We start from the raw sequence: 25232 nt of genomic DNA, 5'->3' as shown, positions 1-25232 counted from the left end.
ACCCACGCCGGCAGCCCATACAAACAGCTTTGCAAGAGGCTCACCACAAACGAAAAAGCCCCGTCGCATGACGGGGCTTCTGGAGCGACGTCGCGATTAAGCGGCGACGATGCTCACGTAACGGCGGTTGAACTCGCCTTTCTTCTCGAACTTGATCACGCCTTCGATCTTGGCGAACAGGGTGTGATCCTTGCCCATGCCAACGCCGTAACCGGCGTGGAACTGGGTGCCGCGCTGGCGGACGATGATGTTGCCGGCCTTGATGACCTGGCCGCCATACATCTTCACGCCAAGGCGTTTCGATTCTGAGTCGCGACCGTTACGAGTACTACCACCAGCCTTCTTGTGAGCCATGGTTCAATTCTCCAAATAAATTCAGGGGATCTGAGCGATTAAGCCTGGATACCGGTGATTTTGATCTCGGTGAACCACTGGCGGTGGCCCATACGCTTCATGTGGTGCTTACGGCGACGGAACTTGATGATGCGTACTTTATCGTGACGGCCTTGCGAAACGACTTCGGCAACAACTTTGGCGCCGGCGACGACTGGAGCGCCGATGGTGACTTCTTCACCGTTGGCGACCAGCAGAACGCGATCGAAAGTCACGGATTCGCCAGTAGCGACTTCCAGTTTTTCGATTTTGAGGAATTCACCTTCAGCGACTTTGTACTGCTTGCCGCCGGTAACGATTACTGCGTAAGACATGGGTATTTCTCCGATAATCCTGCTCACCCAGCGCTTTATATGATGAGTATTGGCTGGCATGGCTGCACTGGGCTGGAACGGCCCGGTGCAATTGCGTAAGGCAGGTGCTGCCCAGGAAGTTAGGGTGCGCGATTGTACGCAACCCGGGTTTTGCTTGCAAGTACCGGCCCCGGCCCCCAGGCAGGGCGCCTTGACACACCGGGACCCGCGACCTAGCATGCCGCGCAACCTCAATGGAGCAGCCGATGCAACCCCAAACCTTCTACCGCGCGGTAGCTGACGATTTCAGCGCCGTCGACGAGATCATCAAGAAGCAGCTGACCTCGCGCGTGCCGCTGGTATCGAAGATCGGCGACTATATCACGTCTGCCGGCGGCAAGCGCCTGCGCCCCCTGCTGGTGCTGCTGTGCGGCAAGGCACTGGGCCGCGAAGGCGATGACCTGCGCCTGCTGGCGGCGACCATCGAGTTCCTGCACACCGCCACCCTGCTGCATGACGACGTGGTCGACATGTCCGGCATGCGCCGTGGCCGCTCCACCGCCAATGCCCTGTGGGGCAACGCGCCGAGCGTACTGGTGGGCGACTTCCTTTATTCGCGCTCGTTCGAAATGATGGTCGAGCTGGGCTCGATGCCGGTCATGCAGATCCTCTCCAAGGCCACCCGAGTGATCGCCGAAGGCGAAGTGCTGCAACTGTCGCGCGTGCGCGATGCCAGCACCACCGAAGAGGTGTACATGGAGGTCATCCGCGGCAAGACCGCGATGCTGTTCGAAGCCTCGACCCACAGCGCCGCCGCGCTGGCCGACGCCACCGCTGAACAGCGCGAAGCCCTGCGCACCTTCGGTGACCACCTGGGCGTGGCCTTCCAGCTGGTCGACGACCTGCTCGACTACAAGGGCGACTCGCAGACCCTGGGCAAGAACGTGGGCGACGACCTGGCAGAAGGCAAACCGACCCTGCCGCTGATCTACACCATGCGCGAAGGCACGCCTGAACAGGCTGCACTGGTGCGCCAGGCGATCCAGAAGGGCGGCCTGGAAGACCTGGAGCAGATTCGCGTGGCAGTCGAGGCCTCGGGTGCGCTGGACTACACCGCGCAACTGGCGCGTGATTACGTCGCCAAGGCCATCCAATGCCTGGAAGTGCTGCCGGCCAGTGAATACCGGGATGCGCTGGTTGAGCTGAGTGAGTTTGCGGTCGCGCGTACACACTAAGCCACCATCGCCCTCTTCGCGGGACAAGCCCGCTCCCACAAGTTATTCACCAAGCTCAAGGCAGAGGTGTAACTGTGGGAGCGGGCTTGTCCCGCGAATGCTTTTGTACAGACAAAACATTTCCCGGCTAAAACCTTATACAATATGGGCCTTTAACTGCCTGTCTGTTTAAGGAACCCAAGTGAGCACTCTGCCAGCCTGTCCCAAATGCAATTCCGAATACACCTATGAGGATGGCACTCAACTGATCTGCCCCGAATGCGCCCACGAGTGGTCGGCCAACGGCGAAGCCGAAGCGGCCAGCGATGACGTGGTGAAGAAGGATTCGGTCGGCAACGTCCTGCAGGACGGCGACACCGTCACCGTGATCAAGGACCTGAAGGTCAAGGGCTCGTCCCTGGTGGTCAAGGTTGGCACCAAGGTCAAGAACATCCGCCTGTGCGATGGCGACCACGACATCGACTGCAAGATCGACGGCATCGGCGCGATGAAGCTGAAGTCGGAATTCGTTCGTAAGGTCTGATTACACAAAAATCGCCAATTGGCGCTTGCTATTCTGATAATAAGAATTATTCTCATTGGAACCGCTTTCCAAGGAGAATAGCCATGACTTACCTGATCGACGCCTGGCTGGAACGCCCCCACCCTTACCTGCGCATCCTTCATCGCGAAACCGGTGAAGTATGCGCCGTGCTCGAAGAAGAAGCCCTCGACGAACTGCGTGACCAGGGCGACCTGGACATGAGCGGGCTGAATTCGAGTGAGCCTGTGGTGCTCAAGGAGCTGGTGCGTAACCTGTTTCTGTTCTGCTATGCACGGGCGTTGCGCCCTGGGGGAACGGATTGGAATTGAGGCCGGCAGCGCCGGCCTCACAGGCATTACAGAACGTCGAGCAGCTCGACGTCGAACACCAGCACGCTGTGCGGCGGGATGCTGCCAACGCCTTGGGCGCCGTAGGCCAGCTCGCTCGGCACGTACAGGCGCCATTTGCTGCCCGCGTTCATCAGTTGCAGGGCTTCGGTCCAGCCAGCGATCACGCCACCGACCGGGAATTCAGCCGGCTGACCACGATCGTAGGAGCTGTCGAACACAGTGCCGTCGATCAGGGTGCCGTGGTAGTGGGTACGCACGTTGCTTTCGCGGGTCGGCTTGGCGCCTTCGCCGGCGGTCAGCACTTCGAACTGCAGGCCCGAAGCCAGGGTGGTGATGCCTTCGCGCTTGGCGTTCTCGACCAGGAATTCCTTGCCAGCGGCCGCAGCGGCTTCGGCCTTGGCGGCAGCTTCGGCTTGCATCACTTCACGGATGACCTTGAAGCTGGCCGACAGGTCGGCTTCGCTGACGCGGCTGTCGGCGCCATTGAAGGCGTCGGTCAGGCCAGCCAGGATGGCTTCGAGGCTAACACCTGGTGGCGGGTTGTCACGCAGTTGGCCACCCAGCTGACGGCCGATGCCGTAGCTGACGCGGGTTTCGTCGGTGGACAGGTTGAGTTCGGACATTGTCGTGCTCCACTGCAGGGCGCAGTGCAGCCGCGCCCTTGATGAAAAGGGCGAGCAGCCTAGCACACTGGGACGCTGCGAGCAGCTACCAGGCCGAACGTGGCGAGATGGGTACCTTGAGGTCTTCTTCAGGGTGCTGGCCCATGCCGCACATCTCGTCCTGAACCGACCAATGCAACAGGTTCATCGACACCATCGGCACAGCCTTCAACAGTTCGCGCGCTTCTTCCACGGAGCGCACGCGCAGGCGTTTGCCATGGTTGTCAGCTAGTGGCTGGGCGCGCCCATCGACCCGGGCTTCGAGCAGGTAATCGCCCCCTTCGATGGCAATCAGGTTGAGCTCATTGACATGGCCGGCCCTGGCCTCGGTATTGAGCTGATGCAGGTTCATGGGAGCACCTCGCTGCTGGAACCACGCATGAGTGCTCATTTTTCGTACAGCCCCGCAGAAAGCACAAGCCAAAAACGCCACCGCCCGTCCGTTTTGCAACGAACGGGCGGTGCAGGCATGCCATTACTCAGTGCTTGGTGAGCTTGTCCAGGTACCCCATGCAGAACGCCGACACCACGAAGGTCATGTGAATGATCACGTACCACATCAGGTAATCGGTGGAGATGTTCTGTGCATCCATGAACACCCGCAGCAGGTGGATGGAGGAGATTGCCACGATCGAGGCGGCCACCTTCATCTTCAACGACGAGGAGTCCATCTTGCCCAGCCAGTTGAGCTTCTCCTTGCTTTCGTCGATGTCCAACTGCGAGACGAAGTTCTCGTAGCCAGAGATCATCACCATCACCAACAGGCCGCCGACCAGCGACATGTCGATCAGCGACAGGATCACCAGGATCAGGTCGGCTTCGCTCAGGGCAAAGACGTTGGGCAGGACATGGACGACTTCCTGGAAGAATTTCAGCGCCAGGGCCAGCAGGCCGAGGGACAGGCCAAAGTAGATAGGGGCGAGCAGCCAGCGCGAGGCATACATCGCATTTTCGAGAATACGTTCCATGGAGGGTTTGGGACTCGTCAGGTGACTAAAAAAACGACGGCGAGTATAGCCAGCCACCTGTTGCAGCAAAAGCCTGGGTTGCAGGGGCCTGCTGCGTAGCCCAATGGCCGCCATGCCGGCTGCCCACCGGTACTGCGTCGTGGCGAGGGGCAATCTCAGGTTTCGGGATGGAACTGGTAATCCCCAAGGTTGCGGCAGCGCTCCCCATTGATACGACGCAGTTGCGCCTGCAAATGCAGGCACCAGATCTGCGGCCCATCCGACACCTGGTACCCGTGCAGGGTCAGGCTGTCGACGATGGCATTGAGCACCGACTCGGCGACCATGGGCCCATGGAATGGCCCCTGGGCCTTGATGGCAGAGGGTTGTTCACCGGCCATGCCGGCGGCGAACAGCAACGTCCACATGCCGTTGTCCCCGGCCAGCGGACGAATGCTGCATTCAATGCGAGTCACCAGGCCCAGGCACTGGCGAGTAAGGCTGAGGTTGCGCATGGCCGCGTCCCCTGCAATGAGCCCTGATCAGCCTGAAAACCCCAGGCCGTTTCCATCCTGAACCCTGATGCCGTCCATAAGTTCCAGCATAGAAGAACAGCACAGAAAGATGGAAAACCGGCGCTGAACGGTAGCACATGGCCGCCAGCGCCGATTTATTGACTCAGGCGGGCTTGGCCTGGGCAATCACCTCTTCAAGGCGTTCCTTTTCCGCCTTCTCGATGTCTTCTTCGCTGATCATCTCGGCGATCTCGCGCAGGCGTTCGACCACCCGCGCGTTGACGCTGCCCTCGGTGAACTGGCCCTTGTCGTCCAGCACCCCGGCTTCCTCGCCCACCAGCAGGCTCAGCGCCTCGTCGGCCTGGCTGACCGCGTACACATGGAACACACCGTTCTCGACCGCCTGCAACACACGCTCGTCGAGCATCAGCGTGGCGACGTTGGCCCGCGGGATGATCACACCCTGTTCGCCGGTCAGGCCGCGGGCCTCGCACAGGCGGAAGAAGCCTTCGATCTTCTCGTTGACCCCACCCACCGCCTGCACTTCACCAAACTGGTTGATCGAACCGGTGATGGCGAAGCACTGCTTGAGCGGCGTGCGCGACAGCGCCGAGATCAGCGTGCATGCCTCGCCCAGCGAAGCACTGTCACCGTCCACGTAGCCGTAGGACTGTTCCAGGGCGATGCTCGCCGAAATCGCCAAGGGGAATTCCTGGGCGTACCGGCTACCCAGGTAACCGGTCAGGATCATGACCCCCTTGGAGTGGATCGGCTGGCCCAGGTTGACCTCTCGCTCGATGTCGACGATGCCGCTGCCGCCCGGGTACACGGTGGCCGAGATGCGTGCCGGCATGCCGAACGCCGAATCACCGACTTCCAGCACGGTCAGGCCGTTGCATTTGCCGATGGCCGCCCCTTCGGTGTCGATCAGGATGATGCCGGCGAGCATGTCGTCGAGCACACGCTGCGAAACGCGCCCGGTACGGGTGGCCTTGGCCTTCAGCGCCCGCTCGATGTGCCCGGCATCGGTCATCTCGTCGCTGGCCAGTTGGCGGATGAAGTCGGCTTCGCTGACCAACTGGAACAGGTCGCCGATGCGGGCCGACAGGCGCGACTGGTTTTCTGCCAGGCGCGCACTGTAGGTCGCCAACCGTGCCACCGCATCGCTGGTCAGCGGCGCCATGCCTTCTTCGTTGGTCCGGGTGCGCAGCAATTGGGCGAACTGCTCGAGGTTCTCGTCGACCATCGGCATGTCTTCGTCGAAGTCCACCAGCACCCGGAACATCTCCTGGAAGTCCGGGTCGTGGTCTTGCAGTGCGTAGTACAACTGACGCGAACCGATGATCACCAGCTTCACGTTGAGCGGGATGTTCTGCGGCGTCAGGCTGACCGTGGCGACCCGGCCCAGCTCACCCAGCGGCGACTCCATCTTCAACTTGCGTGACTGCAGGGCACGCTTGAGCGCGTCCCAGACGAACGGCTCGCCGAGCATCTTCTCCGCTTCGAGGATCAGGAAGCCGCCATTGGCGCGGTGCAAGGCGCCCGGGCGCAGCTGGCGGTAGGAGGTGTACAACGCCCCCTGGTCGGTGCTGTATTCGATGCGGCCGAACAGGTTGTCGTAGGTCGGGTGCGGTTCGAACACGACCGGCGCCCCGCCGTCGGCATGGTGGCCCACCACCAGGCTGGGGGCATACTGCTCCTCGAGCAGCTTGCGCGCGGCGGCGTCGGTCTTGCTGTCATCGACCAGTTGCTCGACCACGGTGCGCAGCAGGTTCAACTGCACCGATTGCAGATAGGCGCACACCGCAGCGTTTTCGGCGTACTTTTCCGACAGCGGGGCCAGCAGCGGTTGTAAGGCCAGGGTAATGGTTTCTTCGTTGAGCTGGCGCAGCTGGTTGTTCGACTCGCGCTTCCACTGCGGCAAGCTGGCCAGTTCTTCGTTGAGGCGCTCCTCGAGCAGGGCGATGTCCTCGTGGAACTGTTCGCGGACCTCCTCGGGCAGTTGGGCAAACTCGGCTTCGTCCAGCGCCTTGCCGTCGGCCATCGGGGTGAAGGCCACATTGCTGGCGTCGCGGTACAGGGCCACGTCCTTTTCCAGCGAAGCGCGCTCGATGACATCCAGGGCACGGTCGTAGCGCTGGTTGAAGGCGCGGTCGATGGCGCCCTTCTTCTGCTGGTAGGACGGGTGCTCGAACACCGCCGGGAAGGTCGACAACAGGTTGTCGATCAGGCCACCCATGTCGGCAATGAACTCGGCAGCGCTGCCCGAAGGCAGCTCCAGCGCCCGCGGTTCGCGGGTGTCGTCGAAGTGATTGACATAAACCCAGTCGGCCGGGGTCTGCTGACGCTTGCCTTCGGCCTTGAGGTAGCGTTTGACGAACGAGAAGCGGCCAGTGCCGGGCTCGCCCATCACGTACACGTTATAGCCAGGGCGTGGCATGGCCACGCCGAACTGCAGGGCCTCGACAGCACGTTCCTGGCCCAGAACACCGCGAAACGGCTCCAGATCGTCGGTATGGGTAAAAGCAAACTGCTCGGGGGAGAAACGCCGGGTCAGGGCTTCAGGCGCGAGACGCAGGCGCGCAGCGACAGGATCGGGCATTGGGTTTCCTTACTTCGGCGGGGCAGATACGCAGCATTCTGGCGCTGCCCGCGCGCGCCTTGCAAGGCTCGGCGGGACTTTATGTCGCAGCCACGATGACCGATACAGGAGCAAATTTTTCGCAATCAACAACGCAACCTTTAGATCGTGCCTAAACTCCAAGCTGCGCGGGTGGGTGAAACGCTTTCCCGCCTGGCAACCGAGTTGCCAGAAACCCTGACCCTTGGTTAAGACAAATAGAGAACAAATGCTATGAAACGGATTCTTCTGGGTACTCTGTTCACCGTGGTTTCCCTCAACGCCATGGCGGAAGCGCCAGGTGGCCCGAACTGCGGCTGGGGCAACATGCTGTTCGAAGGCCAGCGCGGCACACCGGCTCACTTCCTCGCCTCCACCACCAACGGCACCTCCGGCAACGCCACCTTCGGCATGACCTCCGGTACCAACGGCTGCTCCACCAAGGCCTCGCTGACCTATGGCGGTAAGTCCTGGTTCGCCATGAATGGCATGATGAACGAACTGTCCGAAGACATGGCCATGGGCCAGGGCGAAGCGCTGACCACCTACGCCGTAGTGCTGGGTGTGGCGCCGGAAGACCGCGTCTACTTCAACTCGGTCACCCACCAGCACTTCAACCAGATCTTCAGCAGCGCCGACGTGACTGCCGAGACTGTCCACAGCAACACCCTGGCCGTTCTGAAAAACGACCCACGCCTGGCCAAGTACGCGACTGAGGCCTAAGCGCAGCTGCTCCCGCCCCTTGCGGGGCGGGTTTCGCCTTTTTCGGCATCGTTTAGAAGTAGTTGCCCGACATGCTCAAACGCCTCGCTTACCTGGCGCTGTGTGCCTGCGCCCCCGTTCATGCTGCAGCCGTGCTGGATCAAGGTCGTCTCCAGCAACTGGCCAACACCCCTTACTGGATAGCCTTGGGCCATTATGAAACCGCCAAGCTCGGCGGGTGGCGAAGCTATGTCGACGACCGCAAATTCTTCCTCGCCGAGGATGGCGCACACCACCCGGACCAAGAGCTGCAGGCCACGGTAGCGGCGCTGTACGCCCCAGCCAGCCTGGGCGACAAGCACGCCCAGTGCGTCTTCCCCGCACGCACCCGCTGGCTGCGTGAACAGCTCGACCTGCAGGACCTGCCGCAGCCGGACTGCCAGGAATTCAAGACGTGGTACCAGTCGGTCGACCCGCACAGCGCGGCGTTGATTTTCCCGGCGGCCTACCTGAACAGCCCCTCGTCGATGTTCGGCCATACCCTGCTGCGTATCGACCAGTCCAACACCCGTAGCGACGACACTACGCTGCTCAGTTACGCGATCAACTTCGGCGCCTACATCGAAGGCAGCGACAACAGCATCCTGTATGCCTGGAAGGGCCTGATGGGCGGCTACCCTGGCCTGTTCGCGCTGATGCCGTACCAGGAAAAGCTCTCCGAATACCGCAGCCTGGAAAACCGCGACCTGTGGGAATACCAACTGGACCTGACGCCAGAAGAAACCGGGCGCATGGTCGAGCATGTGTGGGAACTCAAGCAGGTCCAGTTCGATTATTTCTTCTTCGACGAAAACTGCTCGTATCGCCTGCTGGAACTGCTACAGGTGGCCCGGCCGAGCCTGGACCTCACCTCGCAGTTCCCGCTCACCGCCATCCCCACCGACACGGTCAAGGCGGTGAAGCAATCGGGCCTGGTCGCCAGCGAAATCTACCGCCCTTCGCGCGAACGCGAGCTGCTGGCCCGTGCCGAACCGCTGGACCACAACGAAAAACGCCAGGTACTGGCCGTCAGTGCCGACACCACACAACTGCAAAGCCCTGAGTTCACCGCCCTGCCCCGCGACCGCCAGGCATTGGTGCAGGATGCTGCGTACCGCCTGGAGCGTTACCGTGCCAACGGCCAGGCCCGCGACCCCGGGCAGGCGGGGCGCAGCTTCGAATTGCTGCGGGCAATCAACCGCAACCCGCCGCCGCCCCTGCAGATCGAACGCCCCGGCCTGCCCGAGGATGGTCACGACTCACGCACCTGGCAGCTCGGTGTCGGTACACGCGAGGACCGTGCCTATGCCGAATACGGCCTGCGCATGGCCTATCACGACCTCAACGACAACGCCTATGGCTTCCCCCTCGGCGCGCAGATCGAGATCCTCCAGCTCAAGCTGCGCCAGTACGAAGGCAACGACTGGCAGGTGCAGCGCCTGGACCTGGCCACCATTCGCTCGCTGACACCGCGCAACGAGCTGCTCAAGCCTTGGTCATGGCAGGTGGCGGGCGGCCTGGAGCGCGTGCCTGGCAAGCATGATGACGAGGTGTTGGTGAGCCACGTCAACGGTGGTGCCGGGGGGACCTGGCAACTGGCTGACGGCTTGCTGGGCTTCGCCCTGGGCACTGTGCGGGTCGAGCACCACAACGACTTCGCCCAGTTCATCGCCCCGGCTGCTGGCTTCAATGGCGGGCTGCTATGGCGCAACGGGCTGGGCAACCTGACCCTGGAGGCCAAGGGCGACTACTTCACCAATGGCGAAGTACGGCGCAGCGTGAGCCTGAACCAGCAGTGGGAGGTCAGCCAGAACCTGGGCCTGAGGCTGAGTGCTTCGCGGGAGTTCAGCCATCTGGCGACGGCGCAGAATGAAGTGATGCTCGAACTCAAGTGGTACCACTATTGATAGGGCCAGCCCTTACAACAGAAACCACCAACGCTTTGACACTGTTTTGACAGCTCCACGACAAATGGCCACCTAGACTTTACGGCATTACTCAGAGGGTCTAGTGGTCATGTCGCGGTACTGGTTCGGCTTATGCGTTGCCTTGGTGCTGGCAGGTTGCGAAACCACCCACGAGCAGATGCTCGGCCAAGGTTACCCTCCCGCCTACGCCGACGGGTTTGAGGATGGCTGCAGCAGCGGTCGCCAGGCCGCAGGGCTGATGGTCGGCGATTTTCGCAAGGACGTGCCGCGCTACCTGCACAACCGCCAGTACGAAAGCGGATGGGACGACGGCTTTCGCCAATGTCACGCGATGCAGAACAGCGAAGAGCAACGCCAATACCACGAGCGTTTCTGGGACGAACGCGACCGCGAGTGGCAGCAGGAGAAGGACCGCGGCGCCGCCCGTGCCTATCGCCATGAGTAGGTCGCAAACAGACATCCAGTGAAACGACCGGCCTGCCACTATGGTCTCCAGCAAAAGGAGGCCTCCATGAGCCGCGCATTCGTCAACGAAGACCAAGCCGCTGCACAAGCCGACCAGCCGGTGGAGCGACGCGTCAGCGACCAACCCAACTACGTCACCGCCAGTGGCCTACGCCAACTGCAGGAGCGCGTGGCCGAGCTCAATGCGTTGCGCAGTGAGCTGCACGCTCAGGGAGATCGGGCCGACAAGCAGCGCCTGGCCGAGACTGAACGGGACCTGCGCTACTTCACTGCCAGGGTCCAGAGCGCGCAGGTGGTGCCCGCCGCGACGTCCAGCCGCAAGGTGCAGATTGGCAGCTGGGTCAGATTTCTGGATGAACAGGGCCAGGAACAGCGGGTGCAACTGGTCGGGGAAGATGAGGCCGATGCCGGCCGTGGGCTGATCAACTGGGGGTCACCGCTGGGGCGCGCGTTGCTCGGTGCCGGCCAAGGGGACGAGGTGATGTGGCGGCGGCCGGCGGGGGATCAGATGATCGAGGTGGTCGTTATCGAAAGTGAATCCTGAACACGCGTGCCGTCCTTTCGCGGGTCACCCCGCGAAAGGACGGCAGTACGCGATCAGACCACGCCTTGAGCCAGCATCGCATCAGCCACTTTCACGAAGCCTGCGATGTTGGCGCCCTTCACGTAGTTGATCTTGCCATCAGCCTCTTCACCGTAATGCACACACGCATGGTGAATCGACTGCATGATGTTGTGCAGCTTGCTGTCCACTTCACCGGCAGTCCATAGCAGGCGCATGGCGTTCTGCGACATCTCCAGGCCCGATACAGCGACGCCACCGGCGTTGGAGGCTTTGCCCGGGGCGTACAGAATGCCCGCCTCCAGGAAGATATCCACAGCCTCCAGGGTGGTCGGCATGTTGGCGCCTTCGGCGACGCAGATGCAGCCATTGCGCAACAAGGTATGAGCGTCTTCGGCGCCCAGCTCGTTCTGCGTGGCGCATGGCAGGGCGATGTCGCATGCCAGGCTCCACGGCGTCTGGCCTTTGCGGAACTCCAGGCCGAACTGACCGGCCAACTCGCTGATGCGGCCACGCTTGACGTTCTTCAGGTCCATCAGCGCATCCCACTGCTCATCGGTCAGGCCCGTTTCGGCGTACAGGGTGCCCTCCGAGTCCGACAGCGAGATCACCTTGCCGCCCAGGTCCATCACCTTGCGCGCAGCGTATTGCGCCACGTTGCCGGAACCGGAGATGGCCACACGACGGCCATCGATGCGCAGGCTCTGGCGCTTGAGCATTTCTTCGGCGAAATACACGCAGCCGTAGCCAGTGGCTTCCGGGCGGATGAGGCTGCCGCCGTAGGTCATGCCCTTGCCGGTCAGCACCGACGTGAACTGGTTGGCCAGGCGCTTGTACTGACCGAACATGAAGCCGATTTCGCGGGCACCCACGCCGATGTCACCGGCCGGCACGTCAAGGTCGGCGCCAATGTGGCGGTACAGCTCGCTCATGAACGCCTGGCAGAAGCGCATGACTTCGGCATCGCTCTTGCCCTTGGGGTCGAAGTCCGAGCCACCCTTGCCGCCGCCCATGGGCAACGAGGTGAGGGAGTTCTTGAACACCTGCTCGAACGCCAGAAACTTCAGCACGCCCAGGTTCACCGACGGGTGGAAGCGCAGGCCGCCTTTGTAGGGGCCGATCGCGCTGCTCATCTGGATGCGGTAGCCACGGTTGACCTGGACCTTGCCCTGGTCATCCACCCACGACACGCGGAACAGCACGGCGCGTTCGGGCTCAACCATGCGCTCGAGGATACCGGCCTGCAGGTAGTGCGGGTTGGCTTCGAGGAACGGCCATAAGCTACGCAACACTTCTTCCACAGCTTGGTGGAATTCGGGCTGGGCCGGGTCGCGTTGCTTCAGGCGCGCGAGGAAGTTATCGACAGATTCGATCATGGTAGACATCTCACCAAGAGGATTGGACTTATTGGTTTTTTCTGAAATGTACCAAGAAGCAATCGCACTGGAATAGGGCGCGATGTCGTTTTTTTGAAATTATTTGGTGCAGTTTATATAAATGTATACAAAATATTAGCTGTCTGCGGGCAGGCCTGGTCTCTTTGCAGGGCAAGCCCGCTGCCACAATGAGCGGCACAAACCCTGATACCACCCCATCATGACAGGCACAAAAATGGAGCCGCTGAGGGCCCCATTGTTGTGCAGCTAAAACCGGCTTACTGGGCCAGTTTCTTGTGCCGTACACGGTGCGGCTGGGCAGCGGCGTCGCCCAGGCGCTTCTTGCGGTCAGCTTCGTACTCGGTGTAGTTGCCCTCGAAGAACACCACGTTCGAGTCGTCTTCGTACGCCAGGATGTGCGTCGCCACCCGGTCCAGGAACCAACGGTCGTGGGAAATCACGATCGCGGCGCCTGGGAAGTCCAGCAGGGCTTCTTCCAGCGAACGCAAGGTTTCGACGTCGAGGTCGTTGGACGGTTCGTCGAGCAGCAGTACGTTGCCGCCTTCCTTCAGGGTCAGGGCCAGGTGCAGACGGCCACGTTCACCACCAGACAGGTCCTTGACGAACTTTTGCTGGTCGCCGCCCTTGAAGTTGAAACGGCCAACGTAGGTACGCGATGGGATCTCGTAGTTGCCGATGCGGATCATGTCGGACCCGTCGGAAATCTGCTGGAACACGGTCTTGGCGCCGTCCAGGTCTTCGCGGCTCTGGTCCACGCAGGCCAGCTGCACGGTTTCACCGATCTCGATGCTGCCCGAGTCCGGCTGCTCCTTGCCCATCAACATGCGGAACAGGGTCGACTTACCGGCACCGTTACCGCCGATTACGCCAACGATGGCGCCCTTGGGCATGGCGAACGACAGGTTGTCGATCAGCACGCGGTCGCCATAGCCTTTGGTGACGTTCTTGAACTCGATGACCTTGTCGCCCAGGCGCGGGCCGGCCGGGATGTAGATCTCGTTGGTCTCGCTGCGCTTCTGGAATTCCTGCGATTGCATTTCTTCAAAGCGCTGCAGACGAGCCTTGGATTTGGACTGGCGGGCCTTGGCGCCTTTGCGCACCCATTCCAGTTCCTCTTTCATGGCCTTCTCGTGGGCGCTCTGCTGCTTGGATTCCTGCGCCAGACGGTCCGACTTGGCCTCCAGCCAGCCCGAGTAGTTGCCTTCGTACGGGATACCGGCGCCGCGGTCCAGTTCCAGGATCCAGCCTGCGACGTTGTCCAGGAAGTAACGATCGTGGGTGATCGCCACCACGGTACCGGGGAAGTCGTGCAGGAAGCGCTCGAGCCAGGCGACCGAATCGGCATCCAGGTGGTTGGTCGGTTCGTCGAGCAGCAGCATGTCGGGGGCCGACAGCAGCAGGCGGCACAGGGCTACACGGCGCTTCTCACCACCGGACAGGTGCTCGATGCGGGCATCCCAGGCCGGCAGGCGCAGGGCGTCGGCGGCGACATCCAGCTGACGCTCCAGGTTGTGGCCGTCGGCGGCCTGCAGGATGGCTTCGAGCTTGGCCTGTTCGGCGGCCAGCTTGTCGAAGTCGGCGTCAGGTTCGGCGTAGGCAGCGTAGACCTCGTCCAGGCGCGCCTGGGCGTCCTTGATCACGCTGACCGCTTCTTCCACCACTTCGCGCACGGACTTGTTCGGGTCCAGTTGCGGTTCCTGGGGCAGGTAGCCAACGTTGATGTCAGGCATCGGACGAGCTTCGCCGTCGAATTCCTTGTCGACGCCCGCCATGATCCGCAGCAGGGTCGATTTACCCGCGCCGTTCAGGCCGAGGACGCCGATCTTGGCGCCTGGGAAGAACGACAGGGAAATATTCTTGAGAATTTCCCGCTTCGGCGGAACGACCTTGCTCAGCCGATGCATGGTGTAGACGTATTGAGCCAAAACCAAGCCCTCTATCAGATAGGTAAAGACATCGACGATCGCCCCGGCCAAATGGCCAGGCGGATGTGTTTACGGGAAGTCATTGAACAAAGTCGACCATTCTACGCCAACGCGCGGCGTTGCACAGGGTGGTCGGACGGGGCCAGTACAGGCCCCCAGGCATCAGACGTGCCGCTGTTTGGTCTTGCCCCGCGGCAACCGGCAACGGTCGCCCTGCTCGGCCAGGCGCGCGGCCCAGGCGGATTTCACGCTGAAGCCACCCTGACGGGCAGGCTGTTCGGCAGCCTTGGCCGACTGGGCGGCCGGCTTGCTCACGGCGTTGGCAGCCGGTTTCACTGCCGCTACAGCCTCAGCCGGCTCTACAGCCGCCTTGGCGGTCTTTCGCAGTTCGGCCAGCGACGGCGTCTTGTTTTTCGAGGCCGACGCCTCAGGTTTGACCAGCGAACGCTGGCACGACTTGCAGGATACGTCCTCGGTCACGGCAGTGCTGACAAGGGTCTGACTGCTGCGCCCGCAGGCGGAATCGAGGCCATTGGTGGAAAAGTGAGTAACCAAAACCGAACATCTCCGATGCGTTGTCATTGAAGCGGGCGGCATTCTCGCACAGGAAGCAGGGCCTTGCCGAACGGCCAGGCATCCCTCGCGCCGGACAGCTGGGCTGGCACTTTGCCATAATGACAGGCATGCTAGCCGGTTTCGGGTGTCCGGCCTTATAGTGCGCCACCGCACTGCGGCCTCGCCAGGCACGGCGCCCCATGCATGAATCAATCCCTGCCATCGCCAGCCCAATAGCAGGACCATCGCTTGACCAATCTCAATCAACCGTCTTCGCTGCGTCTCGCCAAGCCGGCCCCGGCCGCGTCGCTGCGCGGCTCGATAAAAGGCGCGCTGGCCCTGCTTGCCTTGGTTCTGCTGGGTTTGCTGCTGTGGCAATTGTTCACGCAGTTTCGGCACACCCAGGCCGACCAGCGCCAGCAGACCCTGGACGCGAGCGCGGAGCTTGCCGACCACCTGAGCCTGAAAATGGCGCTCAAGGCCCAGCAGGCACTGAATGTGGTGCAGCCGTATGTCGACGCGCCGTCGCCCGCTGCCTTGCCAAGCCTGCTCGGTACCCTGCGCGAACGGTTGCCGACCCTGCGCGAGCTGGCGTGGCTGGACCACAACGGGCAAGTGCGCAGCGACAGCCTGGCCGTTACTGCTGACCGGCAGTTGATTGGCGAGATGCTCGAACTGAACCAGGGTCACGCCTACTTTTTTGCCAATTCGCCCGACAACAGCATCGTTTACCTGCTGCTGCGCCAGCCCATCGAGCAGGGCCGAGGCTATTGGCTGCTACGGTTTTCTGCCGACTACTACCAGGCCCTTACCGCCCACCTGGACGACCCCGGCCACCCGCTGTGGCTGCTGGAGAACAGCCGCAGCGGTACTGTGCTCGACCGCCATGCGCCAGTGCACAGCAGCGGTGAGCCCCTGCAAAGCGTGATGCTGGCCTTCGTCGACAACAGTGCCTGGCAGTTGCGTGGGCTGTTCGATGCCGGCCTGGCCCGGCAGAAGCTGTTGCCCGCGCTGCTGGGCAAATGCATGCTGGTGTTGTTCTGCGCCCTGCTGCCGGTGCTGGCGCTGATCAACATGCGCCGCCGCCAACGCGCCCTGCAGGAAGATCGCCGACGCTACCAGGAAATTTTCGAGGGCACCGGCGTTGCCCTGTGCGTACTCGACCTCTCCAGCCTGCCGGGCCAACTCGACCGTTACCACCTGCGTAACCACGCAGCGCTCAAGCAGAGCCTGGCCCTGGACCCCAACCTGCGCCGCTCGCTGCTGCTCGAACTGAAGATCACCGAGATCAATCAGGTGGCGCGCCAGTTGCTCAACATCGAATGCCACCAAGGTGCCTGGCTCCGGCTGATCGAAGGGAGCGGCGATGGCGGCGACAGTGTGGGCATGCAACTGATCGACGCCCTGATCGAACAGCGCCCGCTGCTGGAACTGGAAGTGCGCTTGCCGGCACCGCTGGGCGGAGAGTTGCACCTGTGGCTGATGGCGCGCCTGCCCCAGCAACGGCGTGATTACCAGGCGGTGATCCTGAGCATCAGCGACATCACCAGCCGCAAGCAGGTGGAGCTGTCGCTGCTGGAGCGCGAAAGCTTCTGGTCGGACGTGGTGCGTACCGTACCTGACCAGTTGTATGTGCAGGACGTGCTCAGCCAGCGCATGATCTTCAGCAACCGCCACCTCGGCCAGACCCTGGGCTACAACCGTACTGAGCTTGCGCAGATGGGCGACCGCTTCTGGGAGTTGTTGCTGCACCCGGAAGATGCCCAACACTACCAGGCCCTGCGCCAGCAACAGCGCGACAACGGCCACGCCCATCCGCTGCATTGCCAGCTGCGCTTCCGCCACCGTGACGGCAGCTGGCGCTGCTACGACATCCGTGAACAGCTGCTGACCCGCGACAGCGACGGCCTGGTAACCCGCATCATCGGCGTGGGCAAGGATGTCACCGTACAGATCGAAGCCAGCCAGTCGCTGCGCGACAGCGAACAGCGCTACCGCATGCTCGCTGAAAGCATCAGCGACGTGATCTTCTCCACCGACAGCCAGTTGCAGCTCAACTACGTCAGCCCCTCGGTGCAGGCGGTGCTGGGCTACCAGGCCGAATGGATCTTCGCCAACGGCTGGCAATCGATCATCGCCAACCCGGCCCAGCTCACCGGCATCTACAGCCTGATGGAGCGGGTCAGCAAGGCCATGGGCGACACACAACAGCTGGCTCACCTGCGCCGCGACCTGCCCACCCAGCTGTTCCTGTTCGACTGCCTGCGCGCCGATGGCCGCAAGATCCCCATCGAGCTGCGCCTGGTGCTGGTGTGGGACGACAACGAACGCTTCGAGGGCGTACTTGGCGTTGGCCGCGACATCAGCCAGCAACGCCGTGCAGAAAAAGACCTGCGCATGGCCGCTACGGTATTCGAGCATTCCACCTCGGCCATTCTCATCACCGACCCTGCCGGCTACATCGTGCAAGCCAACGAAGCGTTCAGCCGGGTCAGTGGCTACGCAGTGAGCGACGTACTCGACCAACTGCCCGGCATGCTAACGGTCGACGAGCAACAGGAAGGCCACCTGCGCTACGTGCTCAAGCAACTGCACCAGCGCGGCAGCTGGGAGGGCGAAGTGTGGCTCAAGCGCCGCGACGGCGATCGCTACCCGGCGTGGGTCGGCATTACCGCTGTGCTCGATGACGAAGGCGACCTGGCCAGCTACGTGTGTTTCTTCACCGACATCAGCGAGCGCAAGGCCAGTGAACAGCGCATCCACCGCCTGGCCTACTACGATGCCCTGACCCACCTGCCCAACCGCACGCTGTTCCAAGACCGCCTGCACACCGCCTTGCAGCAGGCCGAACGGCAGAAGGCCTGGGTGGTGCTGATGTTCCTCGACCTGGACCGTTTCAAGCCGATCAACGATTCGCTCGGCCACGCCGCCGGCGACCGCATGCTCAAGGACATGGCCCTGCGCCTGCTGGCCTGTGTCGACGATGACGACACCGTGGCGCGCATGGGCGGCGACGAATTCACGCTGTTGCTGCAACCGCGGGCCAGCCGCGAGATGGCGCTCAACCGCGCGATCCACGTGGCTGAAAACATCCTCGCCAGCCTGGTTCGCCCGTTCGTGCTGGAAAGCCGCGAGTTCTTCGTCACCGCCAGTATCGGTATCGCCCTCAGCCCGCAGGACGGTAGCGAGCTGAGCCAGCTGATGAAAAACGCCGACACCGCCATGTACCATGCCAAGGAGCGCGGCAAGAACAACTTCCAGTTCTACCAGGCGGAGATGAACGCCAGCGCCCTGGAACGCCTGGAGCTGGAGAGCGACCTGCGCCATGCCCTGGAGCAGAACGAGTTCATCCTTTACTACCAGCCGCAGTTCAGCGGCGATGGCAAGCGCCTGACCGGGGCCGAAGCGCTGCTGCGCTGGCGCCATCCGACCCGCGGCCTGGTGCCGCCCGGCGACTTCATCCCGGTGATCGAAGAGCTGGGCCTGGTGGTGGATGTCGGCGACTGGGTGCTGCGCGAGGCCAGCCGCCAGCTCAAGGCCTGGCACAAGGCCAAGGTGCGCGTGCCCAAGGTGTCGGTGAACATTTCGGCGCGGCAGTTCTCCGATGGCCAACTGGGCACGCGAATCGCCACCATCCTCGACGAAACCGGCCTGCCGCCGGCGTGCCTGGAGCTGGAACTGACCGAAAGCATCCTGATGCGCGAGGTCAACGAGGCGCTGCAGATCCTTGCCAGCCTCAAGCGGCTCGGCCTGAGCATCGCCGTGGACGACTTCGGCACCGGCTACTCCTCGCTCAACTACCTCAAGCAATTCCCCATCGACGTGCTGAAGATCGACCGCACCTTCGTCGACGGCCTGCCGGAGGGCGAACAGGACGCGCAGATTGCCCGAGCGATCATCGCCATGGCTCACAGCCTGAACCTGGCAGTGATCGCCGAGGGCGTCGAGACACACGAGCAGCTGGAATTTCTGCGCGAGCACGGCTGTGACGAAGTGCAGGGCTACCTGTTCGGGCGGCCGATGCCCGCCAGCCAGTTCGAGGCGCAGTTCAGCAACGAGACGCTGTTCATGTTCCAGTGAGCCACCACCTGCGCCACATTCCGGCACAGGCCATGAAGCCGACGCCCCCCCTGAAGCGGCCACGAAACCGGACCTCAAAGTCAACTCCCGCCCCCAGCCAGCCCAGGCGGGGCGCGGGATGCAACATGAAGCCCATTGGTCCGCGACTTGATGCCAGTTCATATGCCAGGCGCGAATCAATCGGTTAGAATGCCCCCCCAATTCAGCCCGATCCTTGAGGACCGCCATGTTCAGCCGTGATTTGACCATTGCCAAGTACGACGCCGAGCTCTTCGAAGCCATGCAGCAAGAAGCTCTGCGCCAGGAAGAGCATATCGAGCTGATCGCTTCGGAAAACTACACCAGCCCAGCCGTCATGGAGGCCCAGGGTTCGGTCCTGACCAACAAGTACGCCGAAGGCTACCCAGGCAAGCGCTACTACGGTGGTTGCGAGTACGTCGACGTTGTCGAGCAACTGGCCATCGACCGCGCCAAAGAGCTGTTCGGCGCCGACTATGCCAACGTCCAGCCGCACGCTGGCTCCCAGGCCAACGCCGCTGTCTACCTGGCCCTGCTGTCGGCCGGTGACACCATCCTGGGCATGAGCCTGGCCCACGGTGGTCACCTGACCCACGGTGCTTCGGTCAGCTCCTCGGGCAAGCTGTACAACGCCATCCAGTACGGCATCGACGCCAACGGCCTGATCGACTACGACGAAGTCGAGCGCCTGGCGGTCGAGCACAAGCCGAAGATGATCGTTGCCGGCTTCTCGGCCTACTCGCAGGTTCTGGACTTCCCCCGCTTCCGCGAAATCGCCGACAAGGTCGGTGCCTACCTGTTCGTCGACATGGCCCACGTTGCTGGCCTGGTTGCCGCTGGCGTGTACCCGAACCCGGTACCGTTCGCCGACGTGGTCACCACCACCACCCACAAGACCCTGCGCGGCCCACGTGGCGGCCTGATCCTGGCCCGTGCCAACGCCGACATCGAGAAGAAGCTGAACTCCGCTGTCTTCCCAGGCGCACAGGGCGGCCCGCTGGAGCACGTCATCGCTGCCAAGGCCATCTGCTTCAAGGAAGCCCTGCAGCCTGAGTTCAAGGCGTACCAGCAGCAAGTGGTGAAGAACGCCCAGGCCATGGCCAGCGTGTTCATCGAGCGTGGTTTCGACGTCGTTTCCGGCGGCACCCAGAACCACCTGTTCCTGCTGTCGCTGATCAAGCAGGAAATCTCCGGTAAGGACGCCGACGCTGCGCTGGGCAAGGCCTTCATCACCGTCAACAAGAACTCGGTACCTAACGACCCACGTTCCCCGTTCGTGACCTCGGGCCTGCGTTTCGGCACCCCGGCCGTCACCACCCGCGGTTTCAAGGAAGCCGAGTGTAAAGAACTGGCCGGCTGGATCTGCGACATCCTTGCCGACCTGAACAACGAAGCGGTCATCGACGCCGTGCGTGAAAAGGTCAAGGCCATCTGCAAGAAGCTGCCGGTTTACGGCAACTGATTGGCACTTGCCTGATCTGAAAGAGCCCGGCCTTGTGCCGGGCTCTTTCGTTTCTGGGCAGCCGGGCAGCAGGCGTCACCGCTTGTGACCCGGCGCTACCCAGCACAAATCTGCCCGGCCTTGCGCCGTCCGTATTACCCTGTGCGCCTTCTTTCACCGGGAACGCCCCAGGACCCAGCCTTGACCAGAGAGCAACTCGAAACCAACCAGATTCCCCTCTACTTCGCCGCCGTGCTCGCCGCCATTGCCTTCGGCCTGCTGGCCAGCAACGCCGCGCGCCACCTGCAAGCCCTGGTCACGCCGGCCATCGCGGTGCTGATGTACGCGATGTTCTTGCAAATCCCCTTCCTTGACCTGCGCCAGGGCCTGGGCAACCGACGCTTCATGGCCGCCCTGCTGCTGGCCAACTTCGTCCTGGTACCCCTGTTGGTGTGGGCCTTTACCCGTGGCCTGGTGGAGCACCCGGCGATCCTCATCGGCGCCTTGCTGGTGCTGCTCACCCCATGCATCGACTACGTCGTGGTGTTCACCCACATCGGCAAAGGCGACTCACGCCTGACCCTGGCCGCCACACCCGTGCTGCTGCTGGTGCAACTGCTGCTGTTGCCGGTGTACCTGGCGCTGATGCTCGGCGAGGGCAGTGAAGTGACGATCGCGGTCGCCCCCTTCGTGGAAGCCTTCGTGCTGCTGATCGTGCTGCCGATGATCCTGGCCGTGCTCACCAGTGCCGGGGCACGCCGCTCACGCGCCGTGTCAGCCTGGAACGACCTCTGGGGGTGGTTGCCAGTACCGGCGATGGCCGTGGTGCTGGTGGCGGTGATCGGTTCGCAGATTGCCGTGGTGCTACGCGATTTCGACCGCTTGCTGCCGGTGATCCCGGTGTACATCGGCTTCATGCTGCTGGCCCCGGTGCTCGGCTATGCCTCGGCGCGGCTGCTGCGCTTGCCGGTTGCACAGGCACGCTCAGTGACCTTCAGCGCCGCCACCCGCAACTCGCTGGTGGTGTTGCCGCTTGCGTTGGCACTGCCTGACGACCTGCGCGGGTTGGCAGCAGCAGCGGTCATCACGCAAACCCTGGTGGAGTTGGTCTGCGAGCTGATTTACGTGCGGGCCATCCCCGCACTGGTTCGACGCAACCCACGCTGACATCGCGCCAAGCGTTTACGCGTCCCACTTGAGAAACCCCACCAGCGCTCTGAGGGGCGCTGGCAACTGGCGCCGTCCGGGGTAATACAGATAAAAGCCCGGAAACGGCTGGCACCAGTCATCAAGCACGCGCACCAGCCTACCGCTCGCAAGGTGGCTGGCCACGCAGTCCTCCAGCGTGCAGGCGATACCTGCGCCCTCAATGGCGGCGGCAACCTGCAAATCCGAATCGTCCAGCGTGATCGACCCAGGCACCAGAACGTCGACGGCCTCCCCCTCCCGAACAAAGGGCCACTGGTACAGGGCTCCGCTCTGCCTAAAGCGGTAGTTGATACAGGTATGGCTCGCCAGGTCTCGGGGCGTGCGGGGCGGCTTGTGGGCCGCAAAGTAATCGGGAGCGCCGACAATCGCCAAGCGCAGGTCGCCTGTCACGCGCACGGCGACCATATCGCCCTCCAGGCTTTCTCCAAGCCTGATGCCCGCATCGAACCCCTCCGCCACGATGTCGGCAAAGCTGTCCTCGGTCCTCAACTCCAACCGAATCGCTGGGTTGTCCCTGGCAAAGCGGGCAAGACGCGGCATCAGCAGGCGGGCCGCGAACTTGGGCAGGTTCAGCCGAATAGCGCCAGCCGGCTGCGCGGCGGTGCCGCTTGCCTCATCCAGCGCCCCGCGAATCTCGGTGAAGGCAGGCGCAATGCGCGCCAGCAGCGCAGCACCCGCCTCGGTAAGCCCAACACTGCGGGTGGTTCGATTCAGTAGACGTGCGCCAAGGCGCTCTTCGAGGCTGCGCACGGTGTGGCTCAGGGCGGAAGGCGACAGGCCCAGCTTTGCAGCGGCCCGCCTGAAACTGCGCTCCTGCGCTACCGCCACGAAGGTTTCCAGCTCTGCGAATGCTGTACCACGCACAATTGTTGACTCCGGCTCATCAAGTCATGCAATTGTAGGCTGATTGTTCACTGATGACTGCGCCTGCATGCTTAAGCACCTCTTCAGCATACAAGGCCCAGGAACGCATCATGAGCAACAAAACTGCAACCCCCCTCCTCAATACCCGCCTGCAAGGGCAGGTCGTACTCGTTACCGGCGCAGGTAGCGGTATCGGCCACGCAGCAGCCCTGGCCTTCTCACGGTCGGGTGCAACCGTCGCGCTGGCCGGGCGCCGCACAGCACCGCTGGAAACCGTCGCACAGCAGATCACTGCCGCCGGTGGCCACGCCGAAGTCTTCAGCGTTGACCTGGCCGACGCAGACGCCCCTGCACACCTGGTCGGCGCCGTGGTCGCACGGTTTGGCCGCCTGGACGCCGCCTTCAACAATGCTGGCACAGCCCCCTATGCGCCGCTGGAACAGGTCACGGCTGAGGACTTCGACAGCGTGTTTGCCACCAATGTGCGTTCGGTGCTGCTGCTCATCAAACACGAAGTGGCAGCGATACGTGCCGGTGGCCGCGGCGGCGCGATCGTCAACACGTCGTCCATTGCCGCCTCGGGCGGCATGGCGGGCATGTCGATCTACTCTGCGAGCAAAGGGGCCGTGGACGCGATGATTGCCACCCTTGCGCTTGAGGTCGGCGCCGACGGCATCCGCATCAACAACATCCGGCCAGGCGTTACCCGCACGCCGATTCTTGCTCAGGTCCCCGAACAAGCCCTGGCAGCGTACGCAGCCCATGCCGCCCTCAAACGCGTGGGCGAACCCGACGACATCGCCGACGTGGCCGTGTGGCTGTGCACAGACCAGGCGCGCTTCATCACGGGGCAATCCCTGACCGTAGATGGCGGGTTCAACATCGCGGGGCTTCGGTAAACACAGGTTCAGTTTGCCAGGCAGGCACGCACGCTAGCGGGGTTGTGCCTGCCAATCAGGCTCACCAGCCCACAAGGCAACGCGCCCCGCCACTGCAGGTAATCATGCCCCGCCGGGTTTTCCACCGCCTGCACTTCGTACCCCTTGGCCCGCAACACATCGCGCAGGTGCCGGTTGGTATCCAGTATCGTCGGCCCCTCGAACAGCCCCGCCTGTAGATAGAACCGCACCGGCTTGCGCGGCGCATTGACGTATTCACGGGTCAGCCAGCCCGGCTCTTCGCCTTCTCTAGCCCACCAATACGACCCCGACAGGCTGAGCACGTTGCCGAACAGCTGCGGATGCATCAGGCCCAGATAGGCCGAGGCCAGCCCGCCATAGCTGGAGCCGGCGACCACGGTATTGGCCGCTGCCGCACTCAAGCCCTGCTCACGGGCCCACGGCATCAATTCATCGGCCACGAAGCGGGCGAACAGCGGGTTGGGTGGCAGCTCCTGCTGGCGGCTGAGGTCGCTGGGGTTGGCGATGATCAGTGCCGCCGTCTGCGGCAGCAGCCCATCGGCGATCAGGTTGTCCAGTAGCGTCGGTGTCGGCACCTGGCGGGTGTAGGCGTGTGCGTCGAACAGCACCAGCAGCGCCTGGCCGGCAGCGTTGGGGTGCCAACCGGCCGGGCGGTACAGGTAGATGTCACGCTCGTTACCCAGCACCGCACTGGCCAGGCGCTTGCGCTCGAGCGTGCCGCGAGGTACGTCGGCCCGTACTGCCGTCCAGGGCTGCGGTGGTGCGTCGGGCAGCTCCAGGCGTGAGCGCGACAACCAGGGGTCGCCGCTGCTGTCGGCGAAGGTGGCGGGGTTGAGCGGGTCGCGTCGCGTGCTGGCAAGGATCACCCGACGGTCGTCCGACGCGGGTACGTCCGGGGCCAACTGGTAGCTGAGGCGGGTGCTGGCCGGGACTTCGAAACTGCGGTACCAGACGTCGCTGGTACCCAGGCGTTCGAGCGATTCATGGCGCCCGGAAGGTGCGCCGAACATCCGCACGTTGCGTTGCGCTCCGCGCCACAAGAACGTCACCAACCGCTGCTGCGGCTGCCCTGCAAGCGGCTCGACCATGGGCGTGCCCTCGGCTGTACGTGCAGCCCAGAAGGCCTGGGTGTCGCCGCCTTGTTCAAGCTGTGTTGCCAAAGCGGCCAAGGTCGGGCTGGCCAGGCGTTCGGGGCTGCGCCGCTGCTGCGCCAGCGGCAGCACTTGGGCCAGGCGCAGGCTGAAGCGGGCAGCCGGGCGCTCGCTCAGTGCCTCTGCGCGAAGGCCGTAGTGGCCTGCGCTGTCGGCCACGAACAAGAAATCGCGGGGCTGGTCCTGGCCGTCGATGAGCAGACGCAGTGGCCTGCCCTGCGGGTCGAGCAGGCGCAGGCTGACGTCACCGTCGACCCGCCCACGGACCAGCTCGCCGGCCTGAAGATTGACGCGCCAAAGCGCATCACCCGTAGTGACTTGGCCGTTGACCGCCTGCCCAGCCTGCAACAAGGGTGCCGGTGCCGCCTGCGCCGTGGCTGCGCAGGCCCAGGCCAGCAGCAGGGCGCAGCCGCTGTGGTGGATGCTGTGCATGGTTAC

22 protein-coding genes and 1 pseudogene are annotated in these 25232 nt (G+C 63.1%); 11 read left to right on the top strand and 12 right to left on the bottom strand.

Annotation, left to right across the window (positions count from 1 at the left end; translation table 11 throughout):
• Nucleotides 1-96: 96 nt before the first annotated feature.
• A complete protein-coding gene (rpmA, locus tag L6D80_RS10890; RefSeq protein WP_023382395.1) occupies nt 97-354 on the bottom strand; it encodes a 50S ribosomal protein L27 in 258 nt (85 codons plus the stop codon).
• Nucleotides 355-392: 38 nt separating this feature from the next.
• Nucleotides 393-707 carry a 50S ribosomal protein L21 gene (rplU, locus tag L6D80_RS10885; protein WP_003247466.1) on the bottom strand — a complete coding sequence of 105 codons (315 nt, stop codon included), beginning with the start codon at nt 705-707 and terminating at the stop codon, nt 393-395.
• Between the two features lie 245 nt (nt 708-952).
• On the opposite strand from rplU, the gene L6D80_RS10880 reads away from it, so the two are divergent.
• The 3 genes from L6D80_RS10880 (at nt 953) to L6D80_RS10870 (ending at nt 2773) form a co-directional block, all read left to right on the top strand.
• On the top strand, nt 953-1921 hold the full coding sequence (locus tag L6D80_RS10880; protein WP_054900669.1) for a polyprenyl synthetase family protein: 969 nt from the start codon (nt 953-955) through the stop codon (nt 1919-1921).
• A 181-nt stretch (nt 1922-2102) separates the two neighbouring features.
• A complete protein-coding gene (locus tag L6D80_RS10875; RefSeq protein WP_008092017.1) occupies nt 2103-2444 on the top strand; it encodes a zinc ribbon domain-containing protein YjdM in 342 nt (113 codons plus the stop codon).
• An 83-nt stretch (nt 2445-2527) separates the two neighbouring features.
• On the top strand, nt 2528-2773 hold the full coding sequence (locus tag L6D80_RS10870) for a PA4570 family protein (protein ID WP_054900668.1): 246 nt from the start codon (nt 2528-2530) through the stop codon (nt 2771-2773).
• A 26-nt stretch (nt 2774-2799) separates the two neighbouring features.
• Here L6D80_RS10870 and L6D80_RS10865 read toward each other — a convergent pair whose 3' ends face one another.
• The 5 genes from L6D80_RS10865 to L6D80_RS10845 form a co-directional block, all read right to left on the bottom strand.
• Nucleotides 2800-3417 (bottom strand): BamJ family beta-barrel-assembly machinery protein, encoded by a 618-nt coding sequence (locus tag L6D80_RS10865; RefSeq protein WP_176513477.1) that lies wholly within the window; start codon nt 3415-3417, stop codon nt 2800-2802.
• Nucleotides 3418-3502: 85 nt separating this feature from the next.
• Nucleotides 3503-3808: a DUF6482 family protein gene (locus L6D80_RS10860; RefSeq protein WP_054900666.1), complete on the bottom strand. Its 306-nt coding sequence runs from the start codon at nt 3806-3808 to the stop codon at nt 3503-3505.
• Nucleotides 3809-3935: 127 nt separating this feature from the next.
• Nucleotides 3936-4424, bottom strand: coding sequence for a TIGR00645 family protein (locus tag L6D80_RS10855; RefSeq protein ID WP_003247486.1), 489 nt, complete (start codon nt 4422-4424; stop codon nt 3936-3938).
• Nucleotides 4425-4579: 155 nt separating this feature from the next.
• Nucleotides 4580-4918 (bottom strand): PA4575 family protein, encoded by a 339-nt coding sequence (locus tag L6D80_RS10850; protein WP_054900665.1) that lies wholly within the window; start codon nt 4916-4918, stop codon nt 4580-4582.
• Between the two features lie 163 nt (nt 4919-5081).
• Nucleotides 5082-7520 (bottom strand): Lon protease family protein, encoded by a 2439-nt coding sequence (locus L6D80_RS10845; RefSeq protein WP_054900664.1) that lies wholly within the window; start codon nt 7518-7520, stop codon nt 5082-5084.
• A gap of 252 nt (nt 7521-7772) precedes the next feature.
• Between L6D80_RS10845 and L6D80_RS10840 the strand changes: the two genes are divergently transcribed.
• The 4 genes from L6D80_RS10840 (at nt 7773) to L6D80_RS10825 (ending at nt 11216) form a co-directional block, all read left to right on the top strand.
• On the top strand, nt 7773-8261 hold the full coding sequence (locus L6D80_RS10840; protein WP_176513474.1) for a DUF3015 domain-containing protein: 489 nt from the start codon (nt 7773-7775) through the stop codon (nt 8259-8261).
• A gap of 71 nt (nt 8262-8332) precedes the next feature.
• On the top strand, nt 8333-10186 hold the full coding sequence (locus tag L6D80_RS10835; RefSeq protein ID WP_176513472.1) for an Lnb N-terminal periplasmic domain-containing protein: 1854 nt from the start codon (nt 8333-8335) through the stop codon (nt 10184-10186).
• A gap of 109 nt (nt 10187-10295) precedes the next feature.
• Complete coding sequence (locus tag L6D80_RS10830; RefSeq protein ID WP_176513470.1) at nt 10296-10652, top strand: hypothetical protein; 357 nt, start codon at nt 10296-10298, stop codon at nt 10650-10652.
• Nucleotides 10653-10718: 66 nt separating this feature from the next.
• Nucleotides 10719-11216 carry a GreA/GreB family elongation factor gene (locus L6D80_RS10825; protein WP_054900661.1) on the top strand — a complete coding sequence of 166 codons (498 nt, stop codon included), beginning with the start codon at nt 10719-10721 and terminating at the stop codon, nt 11214-11216.
• A gap of 53 nt (nt 11217-11269) precedes the next feature.
• Here L6D80_RS10825 and gdhA read toward each other — a convergent pair whose 3' ends face one another.
• The 3 genes from gdhA to L6D80_RS10810 form a co-directional block, all read right to left on the bottom strand.
• Nucleotides 11270-12610: an NADP-specific glutamate dehydrogenase gene (gene gdhA / locus L6D80_RS10820; protein WP_176513468.1), complete on the bottom strand. Its 1341-nt coding sequence runs from the start codon at nt 12608-12610 to the stop codon at nt 11270-11272.
• Between the two features lie 278 nt (nt 12611-12888).
• Entirely contained in the window at nt 12889-14556 is a 1668-nt protein-coding gene (gene ettA / locus L6D80_RS10815; RefSeq protein ID WP_025754696.1) for an energy-dependent translational throttle protein EttA, read from the bottom strand.
• Nucleotides 14557-14718: 162 nt separating this feature from the next.
• Entirely contained in the window at nt 14719-15111 is a 393-nt protein-coding gene (locus L6D80_RS10810) for a hypothetical protein (protein WP_054900660.1), read from the bottom strand.
• 1095 nt (nt 15112-16206) lie between these two features.
• On the opposite strand from L6D80_RS10810, the pseudogene L6D80_RS10805 reads away from it, so the two are divergent.
• The 3 genes and pseudogenes from L6D80_RS10805 to L6D80_RS10795 form a co-directional block, all read left to right on the top strand.
• Nucleotides 16207-19191, top strand: a pseudogene (locus L6D80_RS10805) (bifunctional diguanylate cyclase/phosphodiesterase); the annotation flags it as partial.
• A 226-nt stretch (nt 19192-19417) separates the two neighbouring features.
• Entirely contained in the window at nt 19418-20671 is a 1254-nt protein-coding gene (gene glyA, locus L6D80_RS10800) for a serine hydroxymethyltransferase (protein ID WP_054900658.1), read from the top strand.
• A gap of 180 nt (nt 20672-20851) precedes the next feature.
• The gene (locus L6D80_RS10795) at nt 20852-21817 is read left to right on the top strand and encodes an arsenic resistance protein (protein ID WP_176513466.1); all 966 of its coding nucleotides are present in this window, start codon (nt 20852-20854) and stop codon (nt 21815-21817) included.
• 15 nt (nt 21818-21832) lie between these two features.
• Here the strand turns inward: L6D80_RS10795 and L6D80_RS10790 are convergent, their stop codons facing one another.
• A complete protein-coding gene (locus L6D80_RS10790; RefSeq protein WP_176513464.1) occupies nt 21833-22723 on the bottom strand; it encodes a LysR family transcriptional regulator in 891 nt (296 codons plus the stop codon).
• Nucleotides 22724-22833: 110 nt separating this feature from the next.
• Here L6D80_RS10790 and L6D80_RS10785 point away from each other — a divergent pair, with 110 nt between their 5' ends.
• On the top strand, nt 22834-23622 hold the full coding sequence (locus L6D80_RS10785; RefSeq protein WP_176513462.1) for an SDR family NAD(P)-dependent oxidoreductase: 789 nt from the start codon (nt 22834-22836) through the stop codon (nt 23620-23622).
• Between the two features lie 8 nt (nt 23623-23630).
• Here L6D80_RS10785 and L6D80_RS10780 read toward each other — a convergent pair whose 3' ends face one another.
• Nucleotides 23631-25226 (bottom strand): alpha/beta hydrolase-fold protein, encoded by a 1596-nt coding sequence (locus L6D80_RS10780; protein WP_176513460.1) that lies wholly within the window; start codon nt 25224-25226, stop codon nt 23631-23633.
• Between the last annotated feature and the right edge of the window lie 6 nt (nt 25227-25232).

This window comes from Pseudomonas ceruminis (assembly GCF_021602025.1).
GTDB classification, from domain to species: Bacteria; Pseudomonadota; Gammaproteobacteria; order Pseudomonadales; family Pseudomonadaceae; genus Aquipseudomonas; species Aquipseudomonas ceruminis.
Note: the sequence above shows the minus strand (reverse complement) of the source record. Positions and strands in the feature narration are given on the sequence as shown.

What these genes read in the sequence shown, in the direction of transcription:
- L6D80_RS10830 (WP_176513470.1), top strand. Translation starts at nt 10,296, where the DNA reads ATGTCGCGGTACTGGTTCGGCTTATGCGTTGCCTTGGTGCTGGCAGGT.
- L6D80_RS10785 (WP_176513462.1), top strand. Translation starts at nt 22,834, where the DNA reads ATGAGCAACAAAACTGCAACCCCCCTCCTCAATACCCGCCTGCAAGGG.
- L6D80_RS10860 (WP_054900666.1), bottom strand. Translation starts at nt 3,808, where the DNA reads ATGAACCTGCATCAGCTCAATACCGAGGCCAGGGCCGGCCATGTCAAT.
- L6D80_RS10865 (WP_176513477.1), bottom strand. Translation starts at nt 3,417, where the DNA reads ATGTCCGAACTCAACCTGTCCACCGACGAAACCCGCGTCAGCTACGGC.
- L6D80_RS10845 (WP_054900664.1), bottom strand. Translation starts at nt 7,520, where the DNA reads ATGCCCGATCCTGTCGCTGCGCGCCTGCGTCTCGCGCCTGAAGCCCTG.
- rpmA (WP_023382395.1), bottom strand. Translation starts at nt 354, where the DNA reads ATGGCTCACAAGAAGGCTGGTGGTAGTACTCGTAACGGTCGCGACTCA.
- rplU (WP_003247466.1), bottom strand. Translation starts at nt 707, where the DNA reads ATGTCTTACGCAGTAATCGTTACCGGCGGCAAGCAGTACAAAGTCGCT.
- gdhA (WP_176513468.1), bottom strand. Translation starts at nt 12,610, where the DNA reads ATGATCGAATCTGTCGATAACTTCCTCGCGCGCCTGAAGCAACGCGAC.
- L6D80_RS10880 (WP_054900669.1), top strand. Translation starts at nt 953, where the DNA reads ATGCAACCCCAAACCTTCTACCGCGCGGTAGCTGACGATTTCAGCGCC.
- L6D80_RS10780 (WP_176513460.1), bottom strand. Translation starts at nt 25,226, where the DNA reads ATGCACAGCATCCACCACAGCGGCTGCGCCCTGCTGCTGGCCTGGGCC.
- L6D80_RS10840 (WP_176513474.1), top strand. Translation starts at nt 7,773, where the DNA reads ATGAAACGGATTCTTCTGGGTACTCTGTTCACCGTGGTTTCCCTCAAC.
- L6D80_RS10855 (WP_003247486.1), bottom strand. Translation starts at nt 4,424, where the DNA reads ATGGAACGTATTCTCGAAAATGCGATGTATGCCTCGCGCTGGCTGCTC.
- L6D80_RS10870 (WP_054900668.1), top strand. Translation starts at nt 2,528, where the DNA reads ATGACTTACCTGATCGACGCCTGGCTGGAACGCCCCCACCCTTACCTG.
- glyA (WP_054900658.1), top strand. Translation starts at nt 19,418, where the DNA reads ATGTTCAGCCGTGATTTGACCATTGCCAAGTACGACGCCGAGCTCTTC.
- L6D80_RS10835 (WP_176513472.1), top strand. Translation starts at nt 8,333, where the DNA reads ATGCTCAAACGCCTCGCTTACCTGGCGCTGTGTGCCTGCGCCCCCGTT.
- L6D80_RS10850 (WP_054900665.1), bottom strand. Translation starts at nt 4,918, where the DNA reads ATGCGCAACCTCAGCCTTACTCGCCAGTGCCTGGGCCTGGTGACTCGC.
- L6D80_RS10825 (WP_054900661.1), top strand. Translation starts at nt 10,719, where the DNA reads ATGAGCCGCGCATTCGTCAACGAAGACCAAGCCGCTGCACAAGCCGAC.